The following is a 26986-nucleotide window of genomic DNA, read 5'->3' as shown; positions in this document are numbered from 1 at the left end:
CGTTACCCCTTTATGTATGGTGTTCCGGATGCTGCTGGCGGTCGAGACTTACCGACCAGACCGGCCACGGCGATGATCGTCACGACGTACGGCAGCATGAGCATGAACTCACTCGGCACCGGCGAACCAACAACGCTCAGCGCGTTCTGCAAGTTGCTCGCGAAACCGAACAGCAATGCAGCGAGCGTTGCCTTGATCGGATCCCAGCGACCGAAGATCACCGCGGCGAGGGCGATGAAGCCGGCGCCCGCCGTGACATCCTTGCCGAACTGACCCGTCTGGCTCAGCGTAATGAACGCTCCACCCATTCCGGCGATCGCGCCCGCGAGGGCAACGTTCCAGAAGCGCGTCAACGTCACGTTGATACCGACGGTGTCTGCAGCCTTGGGGTGTTCTCCCACAGCGCGAAGACGCAGGCCCCAGCGCGTGCGATACATCGCGAAGGCAACCGCAGCAACGATCACATAGAGCATGTACACGATGATCGTCTGTTTGAAGAGCACCGGCCCAATGATCGGGATGCCGCTGAGAATCGGGATCGGTAGCGTGGAGAAGCCTTCAGGGTTGTTCAGCTGCCCGGGGCTCTCCGTGAGCCACTGCGAGTACAGGAAGCCAGTCAGTCCCGAAACCAGAACGTTGATGACAACACCCACGATGATCTGGTTGACGAGGTACTTGATCGCAAACACCGAGAGCAAGAACGAGACAAGCATTCCCGCCACGGCAGCGGCGAAGAGACCAGCAAACGGCGATCCCGTGACGGTGCCAACAACCGCGGAAACGAACGCACCAGCCAGCAGCTGAGCTTCGATCGCAATGTTGACCACTCCGACACGCTCGGAGATAACGCCGCCGAGCGCACCGAACACGAGAGGCACTGCAAGAACCAGCGAGCCAGCGAACAACTCAGGAACGCGCAGAGTCTCATCCGCAGCGGCCCAGGTCAGGAACCCCGTGAGCGCGAAGACCGCACCGGCGGCAGGAATCCACGTGGGAACACGGCGATCCTGAGAAATCATGAACGCTGAGCCGACCGCAATGAGCGCGGTCAGAATCGTCACGACGATACCCGTCGCCAAGGCTGGCAGGTGAATTACCGGCAACTGGATGAGGTCGGTACCGGTCGAGAGGTTGAAGCCGGTGGCAGCATCCTCAGCGAAACCGATGAAGAGAACGCCAGAGATCAGCGAGACGATCGCAAACGCAATTGGCATCTTCCAGCTACGGCGATCAATCTTCGATGCGGCCGTGGTCTTGCTTTCAGTGTTTTTTGTGAAAGTCATTAGCTCAGCACCTTCTTTGCGCGAGCGCCGGGCTGCGGCAATCGGAACACAGCACGCACGAGGGGCGGTGCTGCGATAAACAGAACGATGAGCGACTGCACAACGAGAACGATGTCAATCGGGATGCTCTGTGAGGCCTGCATGGTGAAGCCACCGGCCTTGAACGCACCAAAGAGGATTCCGGCGGCGAACGTACCCCACGGAGTCGAGCGCCCCAAGAGCGCCACAGTGATGGCATCGAAGCCGATGCCGGCATCCACCCCAGACGTGAACCCGCTGGTAGTCGTTCCGAGCACCTCGGTGCTCGCCGCGAGACCGGCATAGCCACCCGCGATCAGCATGACGTAGACGTAGATGCGCTCAACCTTGACGCCAGCGACCCGAGCCGCGTGCGGGTTAAGACCGACGGCGCGGAACTTGAAGCCCAGGCTCGATCGATCAATAAGCCACCAGGCCAGAACTGTCGCAGCGACAACGAGGATGAATCCCCAGTGCAGCTTGAATCCATCACCGAAAATCGGTTGCAAGATGGCGTTCTCTGCTGCTGGCGGAGTCTTCGGGTTGTTCGAACCGGGGTTCTTGAGCAGATCCGTGCGCAGCAAGAAGCTGATCAGGTAGTACGCCACGTAGTTCAGCATGATCGTCACGATTACCTCGTGGGCACCGGTACGAGCTTTCAAGAGCCCCGCAATGGCACCCCAGAGAGCACCACCGATGATGCCCATGATCACCGCAACGGTGACGTGGATGACGATCGGCAGGTCCCAAGCAAAGCTGGCGTACCCGGCGAAAGCTGCACCGACGATGATCTGGCCGCGGCCACCGATGTTGAAGAGTCCGACGCGGAAAGCGATGGCAACTCCGAGGCCGGCTGCGATCAGCGGCGTCGCAAACACGAGAGTCTGCGTCAGCGGCTTGATGCCAGACAGGAAGTCATCGCGACGGAAGTCGTAGACCGATCCTTGAAAGAGCGCGAGGTACGCGCCGCCGACAGCGCTGCCGATTGCCGTGAACAGGTCTCCAGGGCGAGCGAAGAAGTAACCGGCCGCCTCTTGAACTCCGGGATCGGTAAACGCGATGAGTACGCCACCGATCAGGATGGCAAGCACGACAGCAAGCACGGACAGCAGGGCGCTTCCGGACGCAATCTCGCGGAATGCGTTAGTCCAGCGCGCACCGTCAGGGTTGATCTGCGAACCCTCGGCTTTGTTCAGCGAGACGACATCCTCCGGCTTCTGCTCTTCGGGCTTCTGGGGTGTTGGCTCGCTCATGCTGCCTCCTCCGTAATACGTTCGCCAGCCATCATGAGGCCGAGTTTTTCGCGGGGGGTATCCGCAGGCACAATTCCCACGATTTGCCCCTTGTACATGACCGCGATGCGGTCTGCCAAAGACACAACTTCGTCGAGTTCTGTTGAGACGACGATCACGGGAACACCGCGATCACGCACTCCAACGATTTGCTCATGCACGAACTCGATCGATCCGACGTCGAGTCCACGAGTCGGCTGCGAGACGACGAGCAGCGAGAGTTCGCGGCTCATTTCGCGCGCCAGAACGACCTTCTGCTGGTTACCACCCGAAAGCTTTGAGACGTGCTCGTGGATGCTCTGCGCACGGATGTCGTACGACTCGAGCTTTTCAGTCGCGAACTCGTTCAGAACCTCAGTTTGCAGAGTTCCGAGCTTCACGAACGGCTCGCCGTCGCTGCGGTCGAGCATCAAGTTTTCGGCAACGCTGAATTCTCCAACGAGGCCGTCGACGGTGCGGTCTTCGGGTACGTAACCGACACCAGAGTCGAGAATCTGACGCGGGTTGAGCCCGAGAAGCTCTTGTCCGTTGAGCGTGATGGATCCGGAGGCGCGCGATTGCATTCCGAGCAGCGCCTCAGCGAGCTCAGTTTGACCGTTGCCTTGCACTCCAGCGATTGCCAGAATTTCGCCGCCACGGATCGTGACAGTGAGATCTTTCACCGCGCGATGACCATGCTCGTCAGCGATCGTGAGGCTGTCAATGACCAACGCGTTGTCGGTGAGTTGCGCCGGCGCCTTGTCGATCGTGAGGTCAACCGCACGACCAACCATGAGCGAAGCGAGTTCTTCCTTGCCCGCGTTGGGGTCGGCTTCGGCGACGACCTTTCCGAGGCGAATTACGGTGATCCGATCCGCTACTTCGCGGACCTCACGCAGCTTGTGCGTGATGAAGACGATAGAGGTTCCCTCGCTCTTGAGCTGACGCATGATCGCCATGAACTCGTCAGTTTCCTGCGGGGTAAGCACAGCGGTCGGCTCGTCAAAAACGAGAACCTTGGCTTCGCGGGAGAGCGCCTTGACGATCTCAACTCGCTGCTGAACGCCCACGGGAAGGTCTTCCACGAGAGCATCGGGATCGATGTCGAAGCCGAATCGTGCGGAAATTTCACGCACGAGGGTGCGAGCAGCTTCTAAGTTCAGGAGGCCGGGGCCGTAGACCTGCTCGTGCCCGAGAGCGACGTTTTCAGCCACGGTGAAGACGGGGATCAGCATGAAGTGCTGGTGGACCATACCGATTCCAGAGCGCATCGCGTCTCCGGGGCCAGCGAAGTGGCGCACCTCATCATCGATGAGAATCTCGCCCTCTTCAGCCTGATACAGGCCGTAAAGCACATTCATCAACGTTGACTTGCCCGCGCCATTCTCGCCGAGGAGACAATGAATCTCGCCCTCTTCGACAGTGAGATCAATATGATCATTCGCGATTAGGTCACCGAAGCGCTTGGTAATACCTCGCAGCTCAAGCTTCACAATCTCTCCTCAATGCTGTGATGGCGTCCTCGCCATCGTGGGATTCACACAATTAGCCTCAGAAGGCTAATCGAAAACGAAGGGGGCTGACCCTCTCGAGCCAGCCCCCTGTAGTGCTATCTAACTAGTTGAGGTACGACTTGACGACGATGTCGCCGGAGATGATGCCGTCCTTGACCGTAACGAGTTCAGCCTCGAGGCCTCCGTCAACCATCGATTCGAAGTCGTGGAACGGCGCGATGCCAACTCCACCGTTTTCGAGGGTTCCGATGTACGGCGTGGTGTCGAGCGATCCGCTCGAAGCCTCGGTGACTACTTCTTCAACAGCAACCTTGATCTGCTTGAGGATCGAGGTGAGGAACAGGTCTGCTGCCTCGGTCTCGGTCTCGGTGAGGTCAGCGTCGACGCCGATCATGGCGACGTCCTTGCCGGAGTCGCGAATTGCCTCAACCGCGCTCTGGAAGATGGGTCCACCGACGGGAAGCAGAACGTCTGCACCCTGGTCGATCAGGTTCTGAGCTGCGGCGCGCGAGTCGGTTCCGGGAGCGAAGCTACCGATGAACGTTCCGTCCTGAGCTGCAGTGTCCCAACCACGAACCGTAACGTCGGTTCCCTTTTCAGCGTTGTAGTACTCGACGCCCTGAGCTGCACCATCCATGAAGATGGAGACGGTGGGGAAGTTCATTCCGCCGTAGGTACCTACGACGCCTGACTTCGAGTAGCTTGCCGACGCGTAGCCAGCGAGGAACGCTGCGCCAGCGGTGTCGAAGAGGATGGGCTTGATGTTGTCGGAGTCAGTCATTCCGTCGAAGTCGTTGTCTGCTGCATCATCGACGATGGCGAAGTTGACGTCGGGGTTTGCCTGAGCAAATTCAACGGTCGCTGCGGAGAGGTTGAATCCAACAGTGACGATCAGGTCGCAACCCTCGGCAATGAGGCTCTCGATGTTGGGCGCATAGTCTGCATCGCTGGTCGACTCGACTGCGTTGAACGTAACACCGAGCTCGTCGGCTGCAGCTTCGATGCCTTCGTAGCCGAGCTGGTTGAACGACTTGTCGTCGAATCCGCCCGAGTCGGAAACCATGCAGGGAAGGAAATCAAGCATTTCGCCCGATCCTGCTTCGGTCTCTTCCGGTGCAGATGCGCAACCGGCGAGTACGAGTGCGCTAGTCGCAACGAGCGCCATGCCGCTGAGTGCGCGGCCGTGAGTGCTGATTCTCAAGGTGTCCTCCAAGATGCTGTCCGACAGAAATTGTCGAAACATAGTGAACCTACGCTACCGAAGAATCAACGGTTCCATTGTGCGAATATGAGCGCCGAAGCCGAATGGTTACAAACGCGAAATCCCCACGTCACAAGACGTCGTTGCGTCCGGAGATTTTTAGAGCATCCACCACAGATTTCACTCTCTGAGCGTTCGCAGTTGTAGTAACCAGCAAAGCGTCCGGTGTATCGACCACGACGATGTTGTTTACCCCAATGAGGGAAATAAGCCGGTCAGTCTGGCTAATCACAACTCCGGTCGACTTATCAGCCAAAACTCGTGCGTTCTCCCCGAGAATGGCCAAGTCAGATTTGCGGCCCCCCGAGTGCAATTTAGCGATCGAGGCGAAATCCCCCACGTCGTCCCAATCGAAGTCGCCGGGAACCACCACGAGCTTGCCTTCTGCTGCTGCCGGCTCGGCCACCGTGTAGTCGATCGCGATCTTGGCGAGATGTGGCCAAACGGCATCGACGACAGCACCCCGCTCAGGGGTGTCCCACACCTCGGCAAGCGCAGTGAGGCCCTCGAGCAACTCCGGCTGCGCTTTACCGAGTTGTTCGAGCAGAACGTCGGCGCGCGAGATGAACATGCCACCGTTCCACAAAAAGTCGCCGCTGGCGACATACGACTGGGCCGTAGCGAAGTCGGGCTTTTCGACAAACGACTTGGCCTTGATCGCGCTCGGCGCACCCTCAATCTCCAGAGCGTCTCCGCAGTGGATGTAGCCAAATCCGATGGCGGGCTCGGTTGGGGTGATGCCGATCGCCGCAATGAACCCGGCGTTCGCGACTGCAATCGATTCGCGCACGCTGCGCTTGAACCCACGGATGTCGCGAATCACATGATCGGCCGCAAACGATCCGATAATCACGTTAGGTTCGCGTTTGAGTAGGATCGCGGCCGCGAGCCCAATGGCTGCGGACGAGTCTTTCGGTTCGCTTTCGAGCACAACGTTGGGGTCGCTGAGCTCTGGCAGCTGCTTCTCGACAGCGGCACGATGCGCACGCCCCGTGACAACCATGATGCGATCCGAACCGGAAAGCGGAGCTAGTCGATCCCATGTGTCACGCAGCAGGGTCTGGCCTGACCCGGTGAGGTCATGCAGAAACTTGGGGGCATCCGCGCGGGACAGCGGCCAGAGACGCGATCCAATGCCGCCGGCCGGGATCACGCTGTAGAAGTTGTCGAACGATCCCTCATGTTGGTTCATGTATCAACCATAGACTTCAGCGCCCGTTAACTCGCCGGATATCCGCGCCTCGTACCGTGAGCATCACGAGACGAACTGAGGTGCTGATTGTGCGAATCGTCATTGTGAGTGAGAGCTTTCTCCCCACCGTCAACGGAGTCACGAATAGCGTGCTCAAAGTGCTCGATTACCTGAGCGCGGAGGGCCACGACGCAATCGTCATTTGCCCCTCGGCCGGAGCGCCACGATCGTACGCGGGCTTCGCTGTTCACGCTGTTCCCGCGCTGGCGTACCGCCAGTTCCCGGTGGGACTTCCGAACCCGCAAGTGCACAAGCTCATAGCCGACTTTCGGCCTGACGTCGTTCACGCGGCAGCACCGTTCCTGCTTGGCGCGCAGGCCATCTCCTCCGCTAACCGCCTCGGCATTCCAACCGTGGCTATTTTTCAGACGGATGTGGCGGGGTACGCCCGCCGCCACCGTCTCGGGCAAGCGACGAAATTGGCCTGGCGCATTGTGCGCTGGATCCACGATGGAGCGCAACTGACACTCGCCCCCTCCAGCACTGCCATGGCCGATCTGAAAGCAATCGGCCTCACGAAGCTCGAGCGCTGGGGCCGCGGGGTCGACCTGGCGATGTACCACCCCGCGAAAAAGCTCTCCCCCGCCACCGCCCGATTGCGCACGCGGCTCGCCCCTCACGGCGAAGTCGTCATCGGTTACGTCGGGCGCATCGCTCCGGAAAAGCAGGTCGAGCGACTTCGCACTCTTCGCGGACTGACCGGAGTGCGCGTGGCGATCGTAGGAGACGGATCTTCGACTGCGCTCGTGAAAAAGGAACTTGCTGGCATCCCCGTTACTTGGCTCGGCAAGCTCGGCGGTGAGGAACTGGCGACGGCTTACGCCGCCTTCGATATCTTCGCCCACACGGGCACGGAGGAGACCTTTGGCCAAACTTTGCAGGAAGCTCACGCTGCCGGTTTGCCCGTAGTTGCCCCTCGCGCCGGCGGGCCGATCGACTTGATCGACCACGGAAACAACGGCTTTCTGTTCGAAGCCGACAACGATGGCGAGCTGCGCGCCTATGTGGAGGCGCTCGCCATCGACCCAGGACTTCGGGCACGCATGGGTGAGGCCGGGCGACGGACTGTGCTCAACAAATCGTGGAGCGGCATCTGCGCTGAGCTGATGGGGCACTACGAGTCGACGATCGCTGCGGTGCCTGTGTTCGCGCCAAAATCTTGACCTAGAGTGCACTCTAGGGAGAACAATGAACACTGCAATGACAAACCACACGGAGCAAGTCCTCAGCATCGGCGAAGTCGCGGAGCACACCGGCGTAACGGTGCACACGCTGCGTTATTACGAGAAGGCCGGACTACTAGTAGTACCCCGCCTCTCTAATGGCCAACGGCGCTACCGCGAGATTGATGTCAAAGCTGTCGAGTTCATCGGCCACCTTCGCCGCACCGGCATGCCCATCCGCTCGATCCTCGAATACGCAGATCTCGTGCGCAGCGATCACGACACCGCTGCCGAACGAATGCGCTTGCTCGAGCAGCATCGCGACAACGTTGCCCGCGAATTGGCCGAGCAGGAACGACACCTTGCTGGCATCACCGCGAAAATTGGCTTGTACCGTGCGGCTCTCAATGAGCACGACACTAGCGACGAGCGACGCGATGTAGCTCTCCTCACCGCGGGGGCCTCTTCGTAAATTGCATGGTTCGCGCTCATCGGTGCTTCTTAAGTTCCGCAATATTCACGAAAACCTTCGTGATTTCTTGCTATTTAGGGTCGACTGGGAAGCGGGCGTCAGTGAGCGGGAATAGAATGGGAAGGTCCGCTTCGCGGACACTCATCGGTCGCGGTGGACGCGACCCAAGACCGCAAGGAGGGTCCTCGTGCCAGAGAAGTCGGCGAGCAACCTAGTGGCGGAGCCGCAGACGCCGCCCAAGATTCGCTCACCCAAGAGACCTGCTGGCACCCTGTACCGGGGTAAAGAGGGCATGTGGTCGTGGGTGCTGCACCGTATTACGGGTGTGGGCATTTACTTCTTCCTCCTCGTGCATATCTTGGACACTGCACTCATCCGCGTAAGCCCTGAGGCTTACAACATCGTCATCGAGTCCTACAAGACGCCGCTCATGGGTCTTGCAGAGATCGGCCTTGTGGCAGCGATCGGCTTCCACGCGGTCAACGGCCTGCGCATCATCCTGATTGACTTCTGGGCTTTCGGCGCCAAGCACCAGCGCACCCTGTTCTGGGTCGTCGTAGGTATCTGGCTTGTGCTGCTCGCCGGATTCATTCCCCGCCAGCTAATGCACGTCTTCGGAGGTTGAGCATGAGTCTCATCGAAGCCCCCCGCACTCCAACCCGTGGCCGTCGTACCGGCGGAATCAACTGGGAAAAATGGGGATGGATCTACATGCGCGCATCTGGCGTCGTTCTTGTGGTTCTCATCTTCGGCCACCTTCTTGTCAATATGTTCTTGGGCGAGGGAGTCAAGGCCATCGACTTCGCATTCGTCGGCGGCAAGCTCTCTGACCCGTTCTGGCGAGTCTGGGACGGCCTCATGTTGTGGCTTGCTCTCATTCACGGCGGCAACGGAATGCGCACGCTGGTCAACGACTATGCAAGCAATCCCAAGGTTCGCAAGATTCTGCTCATTGGAATCGCCGCATCGACCATCATCCTGATCACGCTGGGAACCCTCGTGATCACCACCTTCGACCCCTGCCCAGCCGGTGCTGACCCAGCCCTGCTTGCCAGCATCTGTGAGGGACGCTAATTGTCTACGATCAACACCGGCGATATCGCCGACGGAACCGTCATTGACGGAGTCCATTACCACCAGTTCGACATCGTCATTGTGGGCGCCGGTGGCGCCGGCATGCGTGCCGCTATTGAAGCCGGCCCGCACGCTAAGACCGCAGTGATTTCGAAGCTCTACCCCACTCGCTCGCACACTGGTGCAGCGCAGGGCGGTATGGCTGCTGCCCTCGCGAACGTTGAGGACGACAACTGGGAATGGCACACCTACGACACCGTCAAGGGTGGCGACTACCTCGTCGATCAAGATGCTGCTGAGATCCTCGCCAAAGAGGCAATCGACGCGGTAATCGACTTGGAGAACATGGGTCTCCCGTTCAACCGCACCGAAGACGGAAAGATCGACCAGCGTCGTTTTGGTGGTCACACCCGCGAGCACGGCAAGGCTCCTGTTCGTCGTGCCTGCTACGCGGCCGACCGCACCGGTCACATGATCCTTCAGACGCTGTACCAAAACTGCGTCAAGCTCGGCATCAACTTCTTCAACGAGTTCTATGTTCTCGATCTGGTCATGACCGAGGTCGACGGCATCGAACAGCCCTCTGGCGTTGTGGCGTATGAACTCGCCACCGGCGAGCTGCACGTGTTCCAGTCGAAGGCGATCATCTTCGCCACCGGTGGATTCGGCAAGATCTTCAAGACGACATCCAACGCCCACACCCTCACCGGTGACGGCGTCGGAATCATCTGGCGCAAGGGTCTCCCCCTTGAAGACATGGAGTTCTTCCAGTTCCACCCCACCGGGTTGGCCGGGCTCGGCATTCTGCTCTCTGAAGCTGCTCGAGGCGAAGGCGCTATCTTGCGTAACGCCGAGGGCGAGCGTTTCATGGAGCGCTACACGCCGACGCTCAAGGACCTCGCGCCGCGGGACATCGTTGCGCGTTCCATGGCCACCGAGATTCGTGAAGGCCGCGGAGCTGGCCCTGACAAGGACTACCTGTTCCTTGACATCACCCACCTCGAGCCTGCCGTCATCGACGAAAAGCTGCCGGACATCACGGAGTTCGCTCGCACCTACCTGGGTGTTGAGCCGTACACCGAACCCGTACCCGTACTGCCGACTGCGCACTACGCCATGGGTGGCATCCCGACCAACGTTCAAGCAGAAGTTCTGCGCAACAACACGGATGTCGTCAAGGGTCTCTACGCCGCTGGCGAGTGTGCGTGTGTTTCGGTTCACGGTTCCAACCGTTTGGGCACCAACTCGCTGCTCGACATCAACGTCTTCGGAAAGCGAGCCGGTAAGTCGGCCGTCGCGTACGCCAAGACCGCTGAGTTCGTACCGCTGCCGAAGGACCCCGCCGGGGGCGTCAAGCGCATCCTCGACATGGTTCGCGCCGGTGATGGCACCGAGCGCATTGCCGTAATCCGTAAAGAGTTGCAAGACTCGATGGACCGCAACGCGCAGATCTTCCGCACGGATGAGAGCCTCGAAGAGGTCACCAACCTCATCCAGAAGCTGCGCGCTCGTTACAAGAACATTCAACTGCACGACAAGGGCAAGCGGTTCAACACCGACCTGCTCGAAGCCGTGGAGCTTGGCTTCCTGCTCGACCTCGCCGAAGTACTCGTGTACTCGGCGCGTTCGCGCAAGGAAAGCCGCGGCGGTCACATGCGTGAGGACTACCCCAATCGTGACGACGAGAACTTCCTCGTGCACACGATGGCGTACCTCACGGGCGACCCAGAATCAGAGGAGGCGGGTGACCACATCCGCCTCGACTGGAAGCCGGTAGTGATCACTAACTACCCGCCGATGGAGAGAAAGTACTAATGAGCACTGCCGTCGCTGACAAGAAGCCTGCCGCAGCCGAAGAGATTCCTACCTTCACTGCGACCCTCATCATCCGTCGTTTCGATCCGGATGTTGACGAAGAGCCGCGTTGGGAAGACTTTGACGTCGAGCTATTCGCGACCGACCGTGTTCTCGATGCTCTGCACAAGATCAAGTGGGAACAGGATGGGTCGCTGACCTTCCGTCGCTCGTGCGCGCACGGTATTTGTGGTTCGGATGCCATGCGCATCAACGGCCGCAACCGTCTGGCCTGCAAGACCTTGGTCAAGGACCTCGACATCACCAAGCCGATCTACGTGGAAGCCATCAAGGGTCTGCCGCTCGAGAAGGACTTGATCGTTGACATGGAGCCGTTCTTCGACTCCTACAAAGAGATCAACCCGTTCTTGATGGCAGGCGCCACCAAGAGTGGCAAGGAACGCAAGCAGAGCCCCGTAGAACGTGCTCGCTTCGACGACACCACCAAGTGCATCCTGTGCGCCGCGTGCACGTCGAGCTGCCCCGTGTTCTGGACTGACGGCCAGTACTTCGGCCCGGCAGCCATCGTGAACGCTCACCGCTTCATCTTCGACTCGCGCGATGAGGGCTCGCAGGTTCGCCTCGACATCCTCAACGACAAAGAGGGTGTGTGGCGTTGCCGCACCACCTTCAACTGCACCGACGCTTGCCCTCGCGGCATCCAAGTTACGCAGGCGATTGCTGAAGTGAAGCAGGCCATCATTAGAGGCAAGGCCTAAGCGCCGACTCGTCTTAAACAAGATCGCCCCTGTTGCTACCGCGGTAGCAACAGGGGCGATTTGTTGTGGGCGGCCGTCACCCACGGCGACCGTCCACGCTGAGTATTCGGGTTACTCACTCAAAGAGACTGGTCTACTCGCGAATTATGACGTGGAAGAGCTCAGATCACCCCCGAAATGGGGTTTAACTCAGCAGACGGATGTTCACGCCCTGGTTATTACCCGACGACAGGCTGAGTGGTTTGATGAGGTCGTTGATGAGCCCATCGATCGAACCGAGAAGGCCGCCCAACAATCCGCCGGTGCCGACAAGGCCGCCAAGATAGTCGCGGTCCACTGTTTGCACCAGATCGAGCGAGGATAGCCCGCCGGGAATGCCGGTGACGTTCAGAGTGAACTTTCCGTTGCTTGACACCGTGGTGGTCGCGTAGACAAGACCGCCCGCTTGGAGCGAGAGATGGGCGCCCGGCGTTGCGGTCCCGGTGAGGTTCAGATCGATGTCAGCTGCTACAACCCCGCCGGGTGCAGTGTGGCCCGCTGGAGGTGTTCCGCCGGTGACAGTTCCGACGACCGAGTCCACGAGCCCACCGACAGCGCCGTCGACGACGCCACCCACGAGGCCGCCACCCTGTGAACCGCCAACGCCTGGCGCGACACCGTCGCTGCCATCCGTTACCGCGGTGCCGCCCGTGCCTTGAGTTCCGCCCGCGCCGCCCTCAGCAGCTTCGCCGATTCCGACGGCCGGCACGGTAGGAATAACCAGATTGCTCGGGTCGTCGCGGTCGCCGCCAAGGTTATCCGCGACCCCGGTAGAGACAGAAGCATCAGCTCGAGAGTCATCGGCGAGTTGGCTTGTTGACGTGGTGTCGGTGCTCGCGGACTCCGGCGAAATCGGGGCCAGCGCCACAAACGATCCGGTGAGCGCGATTACTGCCGCGAGTGAGCCTGCGATGGCCACAGGAACAGCGCTCACGCCGACACTACCGGCCACGACGGCCGTTCCGGCACCGGCAACGACGGTTACTGGCATGGCCGGCGCTGCTGCTGCGGTGAGCGACGCTGCGCCGCCGTGCCCGAAGGCACTCAGGAAACCGCCTCCAGCAACGCCGCCCAGCAGCATCGGGATCATCACGAGTGCTAGGCGTGAACCAACTTCGTCAACTTCTTCACACACAATCGCGCAGCGAGCGCACGACGCGAGATGACTACCAATCTTCTTGGCGTCGCGGGCATTCAGGCTTTTGCGAGCATGTTCGCCAAACTTAGACATCGCCCAGCGGCAGTCGCCGGATGCTGTCGCGTCGTTGATGTGAGCCTGCAACCATGCTTTGCGCAGGCCTTCTCGCGCACGGTACGACAGCGCAGCGACGCTGTTAGCGCTCATTCCGAGTAGCGGAGCTACTTCGTGAGGGTCCATGCCCTCCACTTCGGTGTACCAGAGCACCGACTGCCAGCGCTCCGGGAGTTCACGGAAGGCTTTCGCGGTAAGGCTGTGATCGAGGGCGATCGCAATGGGATCGTCGAGAGTGCTCGGATCTTCGAAGTCGGCGATCTCATCCACTTGAACTTCACGGGAGGCAGCGCCCCATGTCGACGCAAGGTTGCGGATCGTCGTATAGAGGTAGGGGCGAAAAGCTCCCTGCGGGCCGCCACCCGCCAGCACACGCTGGTAAATACGCGCGAACGACTCAGACACGAGATCGTCCGCGTCTATCGACGTGTACTGACGGGCAACACATATTCCCGAGCGGTAGTGGCGACTCCAGAGCTCGGCAAAGGCGTTTTGTACCCCCGTACGCGCCTGTGCCAGCAGCTGCTCGTCCGAAGTGGTTAGCTTCGAAGCCACGATTCCGCTCATCCCCCTGATCCATTTCCCGGGCCTCTCTTTGTCCCTTTGGAGTGAAGGTCGTAGACAAACAACCCTCTTACCCAAAGAGACCGAGTTACCCGTTCTCTATGACGCAGACTATCGAATTTTCTCAGAAAACTGTGCCCCCACTAGGGGGGAACAGGTCGTTCTTGCCCTAACAACGCCGGGTTCTAGCGCGTTATCGGGCGGCGTCGACCGTTGTCGCCGCGGCGCGAGCTGTAGACCACCTGCGCCCCCTCTGGTACCCGCTTTCAGCCCAGCGGTCTCGGTAAAACGATTCCGACGTTGACGCAGTGAGGGGTGCACCCACGAACCAGTTTCTGTCGTGCGCCCAACAAATCACACGCTCTAGCGATACCAGCAGTGCGAAGTTCGTGTACCCCGGTCAGGGCGACGAGTGTGTCGCGCCCCAATCCAGCAAAAAGCGTGCACGCTCCCAGAAACTCTGACTCGTCGGCCGGAAACTGGACCACTTACACCGCCATCACGCGTAAGCGTTCGACGGAGACCTCCGGCCACCCGGTGGCAATCCAGCCGCCAATGAATAAAAAACTTTCGTTGCTGCGAAAACTTCGCTGTGCTTTCGCACATTAAGGACGTACTGCCACGATTCCCGAGGGGATCGTGGCAGTACTTCAAAGAGGTACGAACGAGTTAGGCAGCGTTGGCCGCAGCCTCACGAGCGGTCGGCCCGGTCGTCGCGTTGATGGCGGCAGCCGCGCGGGCCTTGGCCTGCTCGAGCGTGACTGTCAGCAGCTCAGCACGTACGTCGGCGAGCGCAGCGGGCGTCATCGAAAGACTTGTCACTCCGAGTCCCACGAGCACGATGGCGAGCTGCGGGTCAGCTGCGGCTTCGCCACAGACGCCGACGGGCTTTCCGGCAGCGGCGCCGGCATCTCCGAGCATCTTGACCATGCGAAGCACGGCAGGGTGCCACGGGTCTTGGAACTTGGCGAGGGTGCCGAGCATCCGGTCTGCAGCCAGCGTGTACTGGGTGAGGTCGTTGGAACCGATTGATACAAAGTCGCTGCGTTCGGCAACCTGGTCGGCGAGAACGGCGAGCGAGGGAACCTCGGCCATGACTCCCACGGTGTTGAGGCCCAGTTCGCGGCCCAGGGCGACGAAGTATTCGGTCTCTTCGGCATCCGACACCATCGGGGCCATGACCCAGAGGTCGGCGTCGGTGGCATTCTGCGCGTTGACGAGAGCAGTGAGCTGGTCGCGCAGGATGTTCTCGTTGACACGGAGCGAGCGAAGGCCGCGCTGACCGAGGGCGGGGTTCACTTCTTCACCCATGTCCATGAAGCTCAGCGGCTTGTCGGCACCGGCATCGAGGGCGCGAACGACGACCTTCTTACCCGGGAAGTGCTGCAACATCTCGGTGTATTCCTTGGTCTGCTCGTCGACCGTCGGCGCGGTCTTGGCATCGAGGAACATGAGCTCGGTGCGGAACAGGCCGACACCTTCTGCGCCAAGCTCAACAGCCTGAGCCGCTTCCGACGGGGTGCCCAAGTTCGCGAGCAGAGGAACGAGAGTTCCGTCCGCGAGCGCACCATCAGTGATGGGTGCGTTTGCTGCGGCGGCGAGCTCCGCGATGCGAGCCTCAGCGGCGGCAACCTGCTCGGCGGTCGGTTCGGTCGTGATGGTGCCGGCACCGGCATCCACGATTACCTCGGTGTCATCAGCGAGATCAAGGGCTTCGGCAACACCCATGATCGCGGGAATTGCCTTCGAACGTGCGAGGATCGCGGTGTGGCTCGTCGGGCCGCCCTGGCGGGTGACGAGCGCAAGTACCTTGTCAAGCTCGAGCAGCGCAGTGTCGGCCGGAGCGAGGTCGTCGGCAACGAGCACGAAAGGCTCGTCGCGCTGCGGAACGCCCGGAGCTTCTACGCCACGGAGGCGAGCCACGACGCGCTGGCTGACGTCGCTGAGGTCAGTGGCACGTTCGGCCATCATGCCTCCCAAGGAGATCAGCATGTCGCGGAACGAAGCGAACGCTTCGAACACAGCGCGCTCGGCAGCTTTGCCGCCGTCAATCAACTCGTTCACGCTGTCGAGAATGGAGGGGTCTTCAGCCATCAGAGCTGTGGCGGTGAGAACCTCGTTGGCTTCGGCATCCGCTTTCTCTGCGCGAGCGCGCAGGTCAGCAGCGACAAAAGTAAGCGCTGATGCTGCGGCCTCTTTCTCAGCGGCAGCATCGCCGGAATGGCGAGCATCTTTCGGTTCCGGAAGAGGGTCAGGCATGCGCACGACCTTCCCGATGGCTACCGATCGTCCAACTCCGACACCTTGAAGTTCCATGTGATGTGACCTCTCCTCTGCAGAACGCACTGTCAGCCTAGCTATTCTTGATGAATGCAGCTTGCGCAACGACTCAAACCAGCCATTGAGTGGGTACTCCAGCTCCGCCCGGTACGGGTATTTATGCACTATGCCGAGAAGCTCGGGCCGCTTCTCTCGTCAGGGCTTTCGTATCAGGCGATCTTCGCCGTGTTTGCCGCGATCTGGGTCGGTTTCGCGGTCGCCGGATTCATCGTGCAGGGCGACCCGGTACTGCTGGAAGCCGTCTACAACTTCATCTCGACCAACATCCCGGGGCTCATCGGTGATGGCAGCGGTAATGGCGCAATCACCCGTGAGACGCTTGCTGACACCAACATTCTGGGCATCACAGGTGTCATAGCGGCATTTGGTTTGGCATTTACGGCCTTGGGGTGGATCGCCTCTGGACGAAGCGCGGTTCGGTCGATGTTCGGCCTCGAGAGCTCGGAGACGAACTTTCTCATCTTGAAACTCAAGGATGCCGGGCTCGCGATCGGTTTTGGTCTCGCCGTGCTTGTATCGGCGGGCGTCTCGGTGCTCAGCTCTGCCGCGTTGAATTGGATTCTCGGTCTCGTGTCGATCGGCGAGGATTCGACGGCCGGCCTCATCGCCACCCGTGGTGTCGCCCTCGTGATCGTACTCATTTTGGATACGGCGACACTCGGCATCTTCTATCGCGTCATCTCCGGCATCAAGATTCCGTTCCGGATACTCGCTCAGGGCACGATCATCGCCGCTGTTGCGCTCGGCGCCCTCAAATTCGGTGGTGGCTTCCTTCTCGAAGGCGCCACCCGCAACCCGCTTCTCGCCTCCTTTGCCGTCATCATCGGTTTGCTGATCTGGTTCAACTTCATCTGCCAGATCATCCTGATTGGCGCAGCATGGATTGCCGTTGCCGCCGACGACGCCGACCTTGACATCAGCGGTGAGAAGCGTGCAGAGGATGCGCCGCGTGCCGTCACCGCGACAAAGGCTGCGGATGACGCTAAGGCCAACAAGGCCGCGAAGAGTGGGCAGAAGGCCAGCAAGAAATCGAGCCGATCGCCCGAGGCGACGCCCGAGGAACAGGGCGAACTCGACAAGGCCAACGAAGTGAAGTTCAAGCGCACTTTCAAGCGGATGATGAAACGCAACAACAAGCGCTAGGCATCGGCGAGCACAGGCGTGCGCCAGAGTCGCTACTCAGTGACGACACGGTCGGTGGGCCTCGGTAGTCTTGTGGCATGGCAACACGTCTTCGCATCGCATCCGTCAACGTCAATGGTGTTCGCGCCGCCTACCGCAAGGGCATGGGCGACTGGCTGGATGCCCGGGACATCGACATTCTGGCGCTGCAAGAGGTTCGGGCCGCTGACGCTGACATCGAAGGGTTGCTCGGCGATGGCTGGAACATCCTGCACGATGCCGCGACGGCAAAGGGTCGCGCGGGCGTCGCTGTGGCCTCACGCAAGGGATCGGCGGCATCCGCCCCTCTTGCTCACCGCGTTGCGCTCGGCGCCGACGATTTCGATAGTGCCGGTCGTTGGCTCGAAGCCGACTTCGATGTCAACGGCACGACCGTCACTGTCGTCAGCACTTACGTTCACTCGGGCGTCGTTGATACCCCCAAGCAAGTCGAGAAGTACAAGTTCTTAGAGGCCATGCTCGTGCGCCTGCCCGAGCTTGCCGCCCACAGCGACCACGCCCTGATCGTCGGCGACCTCAACGTCGGTCACCGCGAACTCGACATCAAGAACTGGCGCGGCAACCGCAAAAAGGCGGGCTTCCTCCTAGAGGAGCGCGCCTACTTCGACCGCTTCTTCGGCGCTGCTGGCGAGACCATCGAATGCGTCGACGGCACCGCCGGCCCCGGCCTCGGCTGGGTGGATGTCGGCCGCCAGTTCGCCGGCGAAGTCGAAGGCCCGTACACCTGGTGGTCGCAGCGCGGCCAAGCTTTTGACAACGACACCGGTTGGCGTATCGACTACCACGTCGCCACCCCCGCGCTTGCAGCCACCGTTGCGGATTACCGCATCGACAAGGCCGGCGCCTGGGATGAGCGCTGGAGCGACCACGCTCCCGTCGTTGTTGACTATTCGATCTGAAAGAATTAGCCCATGAGCACCACACCTCGCCTGTTTTCAGGCATGCAGCCGTCTGCCGATTCGCTCCACGTGGGCAACTACATTGGCGCGCTCCTGCAATGGCGCGAGATGCAGCAGAACTACGACGCCGTGTTCTGCGTTGTCGACATGCACGCCATCACCGTTCCGCAAGACCCCGCGCTGCTACGCGCTCAAACCCGTCGCACCGCCGCGCAATATATCGCCGGCGGCATCGACCCTGAAAGCTCTGTGTTGTTCGTGCAGTCGCAGGTTCCCGCGCACGCTGAACTTGCGTGGGTGCTGAACACCATCACCGGCTTCGGTGAGGCTTCGCGCATGACGCAGTACAAAGACAAGTCCGCCAAGCAGGGATCGGATGCCGCTTCGGTTGGCCTCTTCACCTACCCCATCCTGATGGCCGCCGACATTCTGCTCTACGACACCGCCATCGTGCCGGTCGGCGAAGATCAGCGTCAGCACATCGAGCTCACGCGCGACCTGGCCGCACGCTTCAACTCTCGATTCGGCGACACCTTTGTGATGCCAGAACCGCAGATTCAGAAGGCCACGGCCAAGATTTATGACCTGCAGAACCCCGAGTCGAAGATGAGCAAGTCAGCGACGACGGATGCGGGCGTGCTGTGGTTGCTCGATGAGCCGAATAAGACGGCTAAGAAGATCAAGTCGGCCGTGACCGATGATGAGCGCGAGATTCGCTTCGACCGCGAAGCAAAGCCGGGCGTCTCGAACCTGCTCACGCTGCACTCCACGTTCAGCGGAACATCCGTGGCCGACCTCGAAGAGCACTTCGCGGGCAAAGGCTATGGCGACCTCAAGAAGGAAGTTGCCGAGGTCGTGGTGGCCGAGTTCGCGCCGGTGCGTGAGCGCACCCTCGAACTGCTCGCTGACCCCGCCGAGCTCGACCGCATGCTCAGCAAGAACGCTGAGCGCGCGAACGAGATGGCTCAGAAGACGCTCGACCGCGTCTATGACCGCATCGGCTTCTTGCCGCGGGTGCGCTAATGCAGGTCTTTAATCTGTCGAGCGAACGCCTGACGTTGGATGCCCTCACTGGCGACGATGTCGAACTCATGACCGCCTACTGCCAAGACCCGATCTTTGAGCACACGCTCACGATCCCGTGGCCGTACGTTGCATCGGATGCCGAATTCTTCATCAACAACCTCGTGACGCAGTGGTGGGAAGACGACGACGAATACACCTGGGCGATCCGCGAAACCGGCAAGCCCGAACTGCTCGGCGTCATCAGCTTTCGCCTCTACAACGACACCATCGGCTATTGGATGGGCGAACCCCACCGCGGCAAGGGCTTCATGAAAGAAGCCGTCGCCGAGGTCAGCCGCTGGGTATTCTCGACCGGTCGCCCCGAAGTGCGCTGGGAAGCCCTCGTGGGCAACAAAGCCTCCGCTGCCATCGCGAAGAGCCTCGGCTTCATCTACACCGGCATCGAACCCGCCTCGAGCGAGTATCGCGGTGGCACGCATCCGCCGTCGTGGTGGGCAACGCTCACTGCTCCGGATGAGAACCCCACGTATGAGGTCGAGTCCGGCCAGCCCTGGCCGGTTTAGCGCCTACGGGAATGGCTGAATGACCATCACCGTTGCCCTCTTTGACCTTGACGACACCCTGTTTGCTCACCGGGCATCCGTGGATCTCGGCATTCGTAACCACCGACGCTCGCTGGGGGCTGCATTCGCTGCCGGTCCCAGCGCCGACGGCAGCACGGTGTGGCCCGACGATGCGTCGGAGAGTGTGCGTTGGACGGCGCTTGAGGAGTTTCATTACCACCGCTACCTCAGTGGCGAACTGACCTTCGAAGGCCAACGCCAAGCCCGCGCCCGCGGGTTCGTCGAGCCCTATGGCATGCCCCTCACCGATGCCGAGTCCAGCGTCTGGTTCGACACCTACTTCGAGGCGTACCGCGACGCGTGGCACCTGCACGACGACGCCCTCGCCTGCCTCGACTCGCTGGAGGCCCGCTCCCCCGCCACCCGCCTCGGCATCATCACCAACGGCGAACTCGACTTTCAGACCCGCAAGGTCGAGACCGTCGGCCTCACCGACCGCATCGAGCACCTTGTCGCCAGCGGCGAATTCGGACACACCAAGCCCGACCCGCGCATCTTTCACCACACCTGCGAACTCTTCGGCGTCGAGCCCGCCAACGCGGTCTACATCGGCGACCGGCTAGCGACGGATGCGCTGGGAGCCGCGAATGCCGGACTCACCGGAGTGTGGCTCGACCGCGAGCGCAGCGCGACCACCGACCAGCGTGAGGAAGCTCGTGCGGCTGGCGTTAGTGTCATCCACTCGCTTGATGAATTGGACGGGCTGCTCGACTGAGCTGGCCGCACGCTTCGGCTGCGGCCGTAGCGCGAGGACTCGCCCGAAACAGTCGCGCCAGTCCCTCCCGCCTCGCGTAACAAACTGAGAGGTTGGGGCGGGAATAGTTCGCGGCGAAACGCGTTGAGTAGACTAAGCAAAGCAAAACGTGCTCCGGGGCTCGGTGAGAATCCGAACCGGCGGTTATAGTCCGCGACCCGCGCCGAAGTGAAAACTTCGAAACGGTTGACCTGGTGAAACTCCGGGACCGACGGTAATGAGATCGCAAGATTTCTCAGTCCGGATAAGAGGAAGCACGAGCCGAACCATCTGTAGTGCCCGAAATATGGGCGCCCAGAATGGACCGGCGGGTTTTTCGAACCCACTTTCCCGGAGCGCGTCCCACGAGACGAGAGCCCGGATGACCACACCACAACAGCAGGCACAGCTGGAGAAGCTGATGCGCCATGCGCTGTCGTTGGCGAACCACGGGCCGATCACCGGCGGCAACCCTCAAGTGGGTTGCGTGCTCGTGGATGCCGACGGACAGATAGTGGCTGAGGGTTGGCACCACGGGGCGGGCACTCCGCACGCCGAGGTGGATGCTCTCGCCAAACTCGATGGCATCGCCGCAGGCCTCACCGCCATCGTCACCCTCGAGCCCTGCAACCACCACGGCCGCACCGGTCCCTGCGCTCAAGCCCTGCTCGCTGCAGGTGTGAGCCGCGTCGTTTACGCAGTGCCTGATCCCGGGGCGCATTCCGCTGGTGGCGCCGAACGACTCCGCGCTGGTGGCGTCGAAGTGATCGCCGGCGTCGCTCAGGCCGAGGCCGAGGAGTTTCTGCACTCGTGGCTGACGGCTGCGCGACTGCAGCGTCCGCATGTCACCGTGAAGTGGGCATCCACTCTCGACGGTCGCGCTGCGGCCGCCGATGGCACAAGCCAGTGGATCACCGGCACCGCCGCCCGCCAGCACGTGCACGAGCAACGAGCGCGCGCCGATGCGATCGTCGTGGGCACGGGCACGGTGCTCGCCGATGACCCGAGCCTGACCGCGCGGGGCGACGCCGGCGAACTACTCGAGTCGCAACCGCAGCCGGTGGTGCTCGGTCGGCGCGAGATTCCGGCGGCGGCGAAGCTGCGCCAACACCCCGCAAAACTGCGTCAGATTGACGGGCGCGACCTCGACGCCGCGCTGAGCGAACTGTTCGAGGCGGGCATCCGGCGCGTCTTCGTAGAAGGTGGCCCCACTATCGCGAGCGCCTTCATCGCTGCGGGGCTTGCGGATGAACTGCTCATCTACCTGGCTCCGAAACTGTTGGGCGGCCCCAAGGTGGCGCTCGGCGAACTCGGGGTCACGACCATGGCTGAGGCCAAAGACCTCAGCATCACTGAACTTCGCCCACTGGGCAACGACGTGCTGATCGTCGCCCGCCCGGCGGCCAGCATGACAGCAGCCGCCCGCCCGGCGGCCAGCACGAACGCAGCCGTCCAGCCGGCAACACAGCACACGGCAACACAGCACACGGTCGCCCCGGCGACAGAGACGGACGCGTAACCATGTTTACCGGAATCATTGAAGAGCTCGGCGATGTCGTCGAGCTGGCCGCGACCGATGATGGCGCCCGCCTCACGGTGCGCGCTCCGCAGGCCGTATCGGATGCCGGCCACGGTGACTCGATCAGCGTCAGCGGCGTATGCCTCACCGTTGTCGATCAGGGCGCCGACTGGTTCACGGCCGACGTCATGGGCGTCACTCTCGACATGAGCACGCTCGGCTCGCTCGCTGCGGGCGCCCGGGTGAACATCGAGCGCGCTATGCAGGTTGGCGATCGTCTCGGCGGTCACATCGTGCAGGGTCACATCGACGGCACGAGCACAGTTCTGAGCGTCACCGATGAGGGCAGCTGGAGCATCCTGCGTTTCAGCCTCACCGAAGAACTCGCACCGCTCGTCGCCCGCAAGGGTTCCATCGCGGTGCACGGCGTCTCGCTCACGGTGAGTGCTGTGGGCCGCGACTGGTTTGAGGTCTCGCTGATTCCCGAAACCCTCACCGCTACAACGTTGGGAGCGCTCGCTGTGGGCGACTCCGTCAACATCGAAACCGACATCCTCGCCCGCCATGTGGCCCGGATGGCCGAGTTCACCGACGCTGATCAGCGCCACGAAAGGACCGAGTCATGAGTCTCGCCACCATCCCCGATGCCATTGAGGCGATCCGCGCGGGTCGCCCCGTCATCGTTGCCGACGATGAGGGTCGCGAGAATGAGGGCGATGTCATCATCTCGGCCGAGCTCGCCAGCCAAGAGTGGATCGCGTGGATGGTGCGCCACTCGTCCGGCTTCATCTGCGCCCCGATGACCAACGAAATCGCCGATGCCCTCGCGCTTCCGCCGATGGTTGCTCACAACGAAGACCCCCGCGGCACGGCGTACACCGTCTCCGTGGATGCCGCCAACCGTCTCAGCACCGGCATCAGCGCCTCCGATCGGGCCCACACTCTGCGGGTGCTCGCCGATCCCCTCTCGATGCCGTCGAGTCTGCATCGCCCCGGCCACATCATGCCGCTGCGGGCGGTCGATGGTGGAGTGCGCGAGCGTGACGGCCACACCGAGGCATCCGTCGATCTGATGAAGCTTGCCGGGTTACGCCCCGTCGCCGCGATCTCGGAGATAGTGCTCGACTCGGGCGAGATGATGCGGCTGCCCGAACTGATCGAGTTCGGTGCGCGCGAAGACGTGCTCGTCATCACGATTCTGGACCTCATGCACTGGCTCGAAGAGAACCGTTGCGACACCATCCCGGCACCGATCGAACCGATCCCCGAGATGAGTCGCGTGCAGTTCGAGGTCGAAACCACCATCCCGACCGTGCACGGGTCCTTCACCGTGCGGGCCTACCGCGACAACTCGACGGGTGCAGACCACGTTGCGTTCATCGCGCCCGGAACCCTCGAGCGCATCGGCGACGGCCCCACTCTGGTGCGCGTGCACTCGGAGTGCCTCACCGGTGAAGCGTTCGGTTCGCTCAAGTGCGAGTGCGGCCCCCAGCTCGATAGTGCGCTCGAGACCATCCAACGCGAAGGTGGCGCTGTGATTTACTTGCGCGGCCACGAAGGTCGTGGCATCGGCCTCATCAACAAGCTGCGCGCCTACCGCCTGCAAGAGGATGGGCTCGACACTCTGGATGCGAACCTGGCCCTGGGCCTGCCCGCTGACTCCCGCGATTATGGGGCTGCCGTCGGCATCCTCAAGGATCTTGGAATCTCGTCGGTCAGCCTGCTCAGCAACAACCCCGAGAAGAAGCGTCAGCTTGAAGAGCGCGGCGTGATTGTCGGCGATCTCGTGCCGCTCGTTGTCGGCGTTGGCGCCGGCAATGAGGGTTACCTCGAAACCAAGCGTGACCGTATGGGTCACCAACTCCCCACCACCGCCGTGCTCGCTGAAGCACGACTTACCGCGAAAGGCCTCTGATGAGTGGCGCAGGATCCCCCGAAATCGTTACCGATGCAACTGGCCTGAAGGTCACGATCATCGCTGGTCAGTGGCATGAAGTCATCACCAATGGTCTGCTCGCCGGTGCCCACCGCGCCCTCAATGCGGCCAACGCCGAGGTGACCGAGGTGCGGGTTCCCGGCAGCTTCGAGCTGCCCGTCGCGAGCAAAGCAGCCCTCGATGCTGGGGCGGATGCCGTTGTTGCTCTCGGCGTCATCATCCGTGGCGGAACACCCCACTTTGAATACGTGTCGGATGCCGCCACCAGCGGTCTCACGCAGGTCTCGATCCTGACCGGCAAACCAGTGGGCTTTGGCGTGCTCACGCTCGACGACGAACAGCAGGGCCTTGATCGTGCCGGGCTAGAGGGCTCAAAAGAGGACAAAGGCGAAGAGGCTGCCAACGCCGCTATCGCGACCGCGGTGCTGTTGCGTCAGCTTCGCGGCGAGTAACCGCCGCACGCTCCCCGCGAGCGCATCCGGGAATCAGCGGTATCGCACTCGTCAGTTCTAAACCGCACGAGCCAGAAGACTCGCCACCGTCTTCGGCTCACTGATAAACGGCGAATGGCTCGTCGTGATTTCGACGGCGTCGTCGCAACGATGCGCCATCTCCCGCTGAAGCTCAGGGTCAAGAGCGCGGTCCCGGGTGCAGACGACGTAGGTCGACCGAGTGGAATGCCAGCCAATGTGGCTGGGGACTCCGCGACCGTGCCCCGGAGCTTGACGGCGCAGCAGGGTTGTCGCCCACTCGCTGACCTCTTCCGAACAATCTCCGTAGAGGTACTCCCCCGCCTTCGACGGATCGACCCGGGTAGAACCGTCACTAGCGGTGATGAGAGCCGTCTTTATCAGCGGCTCCGGGCCACCAAGCGAAGCGCTGCTCTCTCCGCTGTCCGGCACGAACGCCGCCACGAATACGAGGTGATGCACGCCCCGCAGCCCGGTGATCACCGATCCACCATAGGAATGTCCCATAACAACCGGCGCACTCGCACAGGCATCGACTGCGTCCTGAACAACCGCGGTATCGGCCCCAAGCGACCCACGGTGCAGCTGCGGTGCAACGACTCGGATGCCATTCTCCCGAAGTTCGCGCGTGACGAGCGACAGGTGCGCTGGCTGGTGCCACAGACCATGCACCAGGATGACCTCCCGCACTTGTTCCATCCCGCGAGCGTAGAGCGTACGAGCGAGAAAACTCCTACAACGAGCGCTATCGGGATGAAACTGTTTCAGAATCCCTAGCCGCTGCCTCAAAACCCGGCCTAGGCTGGCGGTATGCGAAACTCACCACGAATGACGCAGTCTGCTCGATCCCTCGCCGCGCTGGTGATTCTCGGCGTCGCGATTGCGGTTTCCGGATGCACGCCCGGAAGCCCCACCGACGCAGATTCCACTCCGACGCCGACGTTCATCCCGGATGAGGCGAGCGCGTCAGCTTCGGCGGATCCCACGAGCGATCCGATCGAAAGTACGGCACCCGGCAGCGAAGTCGCGTTCCAAATGGTCGACAAGTTCACCCTGTATGAGGACGGACCAGGCACCGTAGTGCTCACAGGCAAAGCCCTCACCGGTGTCTTTCGGGCGGGTGATGGACTTGAAGTTCTCGGCGGTGGCCCCGATACCGGCATCGTGATCCTTGAAATTCGGATGGGGGTGCCGCTCGCCGCAGTCGATTCATTGCCCGCTGGCGAATACGGCAGCATCCTCGTCAACGGCAACTGGGACGATTACGACTTCGACGAGAAGTTTGTGCGGCCGACGGAGTAGTTACGCGACGAGTTTCCTCGGCGGCGACTTCGGCGCACACCCCGCGTTCTCGCTATCGCGATTGAACGCAAACGTAGAACTGGCCCGCACACTTGCGATCACCAGAAATTGATGAAAGCTTTAGTATCCATCGGTCGGGCAAAGAGGGCGCAGCGAGCTGCTGCGCCAAAGCGGGCGTGTATCTGAGGGGGTCACTTGACCAAAAGTACGATGTGGGCACTTTGCGGAGCGGCAAGCGGCGCGGTGTTCGTATTCGTCGCCGGCATCCTCACGATCCAAGCGTCGGGGCTTGCAGCTGGGGCGCAGTACGCCCTCAACAATTCCGTGCAGTCGATCATCACCCCACGCGTGCCGTACCTGATGATGGGCGCCCTAGCGCTACTGGGTCTGGCCGCTATCTTTGCCCTCACCGTCGCGATGCGCCACCGTTCGCGAGCTTCGCAGTTGGCGTTTGCCAGCAGTTTCAGCGCTGCGACGCTGCTGCTCGTCATTGCGTCCTTCGCTCTCGGCGCCACGGGCATGACGCCGGCGACTCCAATGATTGGTGTAGCACCCGGATGGCAAGGCTGGCTCAATCGCGGCGGGAGTAGCTCCGCTGTTCACTTGGTATTCCTCCTCGCTGTTGGACTGCTCTGGATGCGGTCGCGAAAACCCCAACGCGCACCTCACGACGCAACAGCATCGCCACCACAACGTGTGAACACTCTGCTGAGAAGTGCAGTGTGGGGACTGCTGGGGATGCTGATGGGAGTGCTGTTCATCTCCGTCATCGGCATGCTGAGTGCTCAAGTCGCAGCACGCAGATTGGGCGTTGTCCTCGATCTCAACAACATGGTGACCGCCATTGCCTCGTCAACTGTGGGATACCTGCCGATGATCGCGATAGCGCTACTGAGCGCTCTCATGGTGTTCGCGCTGACCGTGGCAGTGCGAAACAGGCTCCGGAAATTTCGGGTGGCCTTAGTGGTGGGGTTCAGTGCTGCGACCATCGTGTTGCTGGCGGCCTCCTTCATTCTCGCTCCGCTGAGAGGACCGAAGGCCGGTCTGTCGATAGGAATCGAGCCGGGATGGCTTGGCTGGCTGGCGGAGGGCAGCTCCACGCCGGCGGTGCATATCGTCGTGCTTGTGGCCGTTGGAGCGTTGTGGGCATCTTTAAGAACTGCACGATCGACGCCGAAACAATCGGAGTCGGCCGCCAACGCTAGAATCGGGGCATGAAG

At 61.5% G+C, this 26986-nt stretch carries 25 protein-coding genes and 1 riboswitch; of the genes, 17 read left to right on the top strand and 8 right to left on the bottom strand.

From position 1 onward, the window contains the following. Positions 1–2: 2 nt before the first annotated feature. From I6E58_RS11100 to I6E58_RS11080, 5 genes are all read right to left on the bottom strand, one after another. On the bottom strand, positions 3–1283 hold the full coding sequence (locus I6E58_RS11100; RefSeq protein WP_197133568.1) for an ABC transporter permease: 1281 nt from the start codon (positions 1281–1283) through the stop codon (positions 3–5). Continuing rightward, positions 1283–2554, bottom strand: a complete 1272-nt coding sequence (locus tag I6E58_RS11095) for an ABC transporter permease (protein WP_197133566.1) — start codon at positions 2552–2554, stop codon at positions 1283–1285. Before I6E58_RS11095 ends, I6E58_RS11100 begins: the two co-directional genes overlap by 1 nt. Next, entirely contained in the window at positions 2551–4065 is a 1515-nt protein-coding gene (locus I6E58_RS11090) for an ABC transporter ATP-binding protein (RefSeq protein WP_197133564.1), read from the bottom strand. The genes I6E58_RS11095 and I6E58_RS11090 overlap by 4 nt, the downstream gene beginning before the upstream one ends. A 124-nt stretch (positions 4066–4189) precedes the next feature. Next, positions 4190–5329 carry a BMP family protein gene (locus I6E58_RS11085; RefSeq protein WP_197133562.1) on the bottom strand — a complete coding sequence of 380 codons (1140 nt, stop codon included), beginning with the start codon at positions 5327–5329 and terminating at the stop codon, positions 4190–4192. An 88-nt stretch (positions 5330–5417) separates the two neighbouring features. Continuing rightward, positions 5418–6539: a mannose-1-phosphate guanylyltransferase gene (locus I6E58_RS11080; protein ID WP_129073140.1), complete on the bottom strand. Its 1122-nt coding sequence runs from the start codon at positions 6537–6539 to the stop codon at positions 5418–5420. Positions 6540–6628: 89 nt separating this feature from the next. Between I6E58_RS11080 and I6E58_RS11075 the strand changes: the two genes are divergently transcribed. The 6 genes from I6E58_RS11075 (at position 6629) to I6E58_RS11050 (ending at position 11881) form a co-directional block, all read left to right on the top strand. Next, a complete protein-coding gene (locus tag I6E58_RS11075) occupies positions 6629–7762 on the top strand; it encodes a glycosyltransferase family 1 protein (RefSeq protein WP_197133770.1) in 1134 nt (377 codons plus the stop codon). Positions 7763–7787: 25 nt separating this feature from the next. Then, on the top strand, positions 7788–8234 hold the full coding sequence (locus tag I6E58_RS11070; protein WP_197133560.1) for a MerR family transcriptional regulator: 447 nt from the start codon (positions 7788–7790) through the stop codon (positions 8232–8234). A gap of 241 nt (positions 8235–8475) precedes the next feature. Then, positions 8476–8859: a succinate dehydrogenase, cytochrome b556 subunit gene (gene sdhC, locus I6E58_RS11065; RefSeq protein WP_256386366.1), complete on the top strand. Its 384-nt coding sequence runs from the start codon at positions 8476–8478 to the stop codon at positions 8857–8859. A gap of 2 nt (positions 8860–8861) precedes the next feature. Continuing rightward, complete coding sequence (locus I6E58_RS11060; RefSeq protein ID WP_129073137.1) at positions 8862–9308, top strand: succinate dehydrogenase hydrophobic membrane anchor subunit; 447 nt, start codon at positions 8862–8864, stop codon at positions 9306–9308. Further along, the gene (gene sdhA, locus I6E58_RS11055) at positions 9309–11123 is read left to right on the top strand and encodes a succinate dehydrogenase flavoprotein subunit (protein ID WP_197133558.1); all 1815 of its coding nucleotides are present in this window, start codon (positions 9309–9311) and stop codon (positions 11121–11123) included. After that, a complete protein-coding gene (locus I6E58_RS11050) occupies positions 11123–11881 on the top strand; it encodes a succinate dehydrogenase iron-sulfur subunit (protein WP_197133556.1) in 759 nt (252 codons plus the stop codon). Before sdhA ends, I6E58_RS11050 begins: the two co-directional genes overlap by 1 nt. Positions 11882–12065: 184 nt before the next feature. On the opposite strand, the gene I6E58_RS11045 is transcribed toward I6E58_RS11050, so the two are convergent. Together I6E58_RS11045 and ptsP are read right to left on the bottom strand one after the other, a co-directional pair. Then, entirely contained in the window at positions 12066–13739 is a 1674-nt protein-coding gene (locus tag I6E58_RS11045; protein WP_197133554.1) for a sigma-70 family RNA polymerase sigma factor, read from the bottom strand. Positions 13740–14405: 666 nt separating this feature from the next. After that, a complete protein-coding gene (gene ptsP / locus I6E58_RS11040; RefSeq protein WP_231595514.1) occupies positions 14406–15995 on the bottom strand; it encodes a phosphoenolpyruvate--protein phosphotransferase in 1590 nt (529 codons plus the stop codon). 111 nt (positions 15996–16106) lie between these two features. Between ptsP and I6E58_RS11035 the strand changes: the two genes are divergently transcribed. From I6E58_RS11035 to ribH, 9 genes are all read left to right on the top strand, one after another. Next, positions 16107–17219 (top strand): YihY/virulence factor BrkB family protein, encoded by a 1113-nt coding sequence (locus I6E58_RS11035; RefSeq protein ID WP_197133548.1) that lies wholly within the window; start codon positions 16107–16109, stop codon positions 17217–17219. Positions 17220–17296: 77 nt separating this feature from the next. Next, complete coding sequence (locus tag I6E58_RS11030; RefSeq protein WP_197133545.1) at positions 17297–18157, top strand: exodeoxyribonuclease III; 861 nt, start codon at positions 17297–17299, stop codon at positions 18155–18157. Positions 18158–18169: 12 nt separating this feature from the next. Beyond that, complete coding sequence (gene trpS, locus I6E58_RS11025) at positions 18170–19180, top strand: tryptophan--tRNA ligase (protein ID WP_197133542.1); 1011 nt, start codon at positions 18170–18172, stop codon at positions 19178–19180. Next, complete coding sequence (locus tag I6E58_RS11020; protein ID WP_197133539.1) at positions 19180–19746, top strand: GNAT family N-acetyltransferase; 567 nt, start codon at positions 19180–19182, stop codon at positions 19744–19746. The genes trpS and I6E58_RS11020 overlap by 1 nt, the downstream gene beginning before the upstream one ends. A 19-nt stretch (positions 19747–19765) precedes the next feature. Beyond that, a complete protein-coding gene (locus I6E58_RS11015; RefSeq protein ID WP_197133537.1) occupies positions 19766–20521 on the top strand; it encodes an HAD family hydrolase in 756 nt (251 codons plus the stop codon). 145 nt (positions 20522–20666) lie between these two features. Beyond that, positions 20667–20821: riboswitch (FMN riboswitch) on the top strand. 100 nt (positions 20822–20921) lie between these two features. Beyond that, entirely contained in the window at positions 20922–22058 is a 1137-nt protein-coding gene (ribD, locus tag I6E58_RS11010) for a bifunctional diaminohydroxyphosphoribosylaminopyrimidine deaminase/5-amino-6-(5-phosphoribosylamino)uracil reductase RibD (protein ID WP_197133534.1), read from the top strand. Positions 22059–22060: 2 nt separating this feature from the next. Further along, positions 22061–22684, top strand: a complete 624-nt coding sequence (locus tag I6E58_RS11005; RefSeq protein ID WP_129073122.1) for a riboflavin synthase — start codon at positions 22061–22063, stop codon at positions 22682–22684. Continuing rightward, positions 22681–23973 carry a 3,4-dihydroxy-2-butanone-4-phosphate synthase gene (gene ribB, locus I6E58_RS11000; protein WP_197133532.1) on the top strand — a complete coding sequence of 431 codons (1293 nt, stop codon included), beginning with the start codon at positions 22681–22683 and terminating at the stop codon, positions 23971–23973. The genes I6E58_RS11005 and ribB overlap by 4 nt, the downstream gene beginning before the upstream one ends. Next, the gene (gene ribH, locus I6E58_RS10995) at positions 23973–24446 is read left to right on the top strand and encodes a 6,7-dimethyl-8-ribityllumazine synthase (protein WP_197125868.1); all 474 of its coding nucleotides are present in this window, start codon (positions 23973–23975) and stop codon (positions 24444–24446) included. Before ribB ends, ribH begins: the two co-directional genes overlap by 1 nt. A gap of 57 nt (positions 24447–24503) precedes the next feature. On the opposite strand, the gene I6E58_RS10990 is transcribed toward ribH, so the two are convergent. Further along, a complete protein-coding gene (locus tag I6E58_RS10990; protein ID WP_197133530.1) occupies positions 24504–25163 on the bottom strand; it encodes an alpha/beta hydrolase in 660 nt (219 codons plus the stop codon). A 111-nt stretch (positions 25164–25274) separates the two neighbouring features. Here I6E58_RS10990 and I6E58_RS10985 point away from each other — a divergent pair, with 111 nt between their 5' ends. Further along, complete coding sequence (locus tag I6E58_RS10985) at positions 25275–25766, top strand: hypothetical protein (RefSeq protein ID WP_197133528.1); 492 nt, start codon at positions 25275–25277, stop codon at positions 25764–25766. Between the two features lie 195 nt (positions 25767–25961). Further along, positions 25962–26984 carry a hypothetical protein gene (locus tag I6E58_RS10980; RefSeq protein ID WP_197133526.1) on the top strand — a complete coding sequence of 341 codons (1023 nt, stop codon included), beginning with the start codon at positions 25962–25964 and terminating at the stop codon, positions 26982–26984. Positions 26985–26986 lie beyond the last annotated feature (2 nt).

Origin of the sequence: Salinibacterium sp. SWN1162 (assembly GCF_015864675.1) — a bacterium.
Lineage (GTDB): Bacteria > Actinomycetota > Actinomycetes > Actinomycetales > Microbacteriaceae > Rhodoglobus.
The sequence above is the reverse complement of the archived record's forward strand: the minus strand, read 5'-3'. Positions and strand labels throughout refer to the sequence as shown.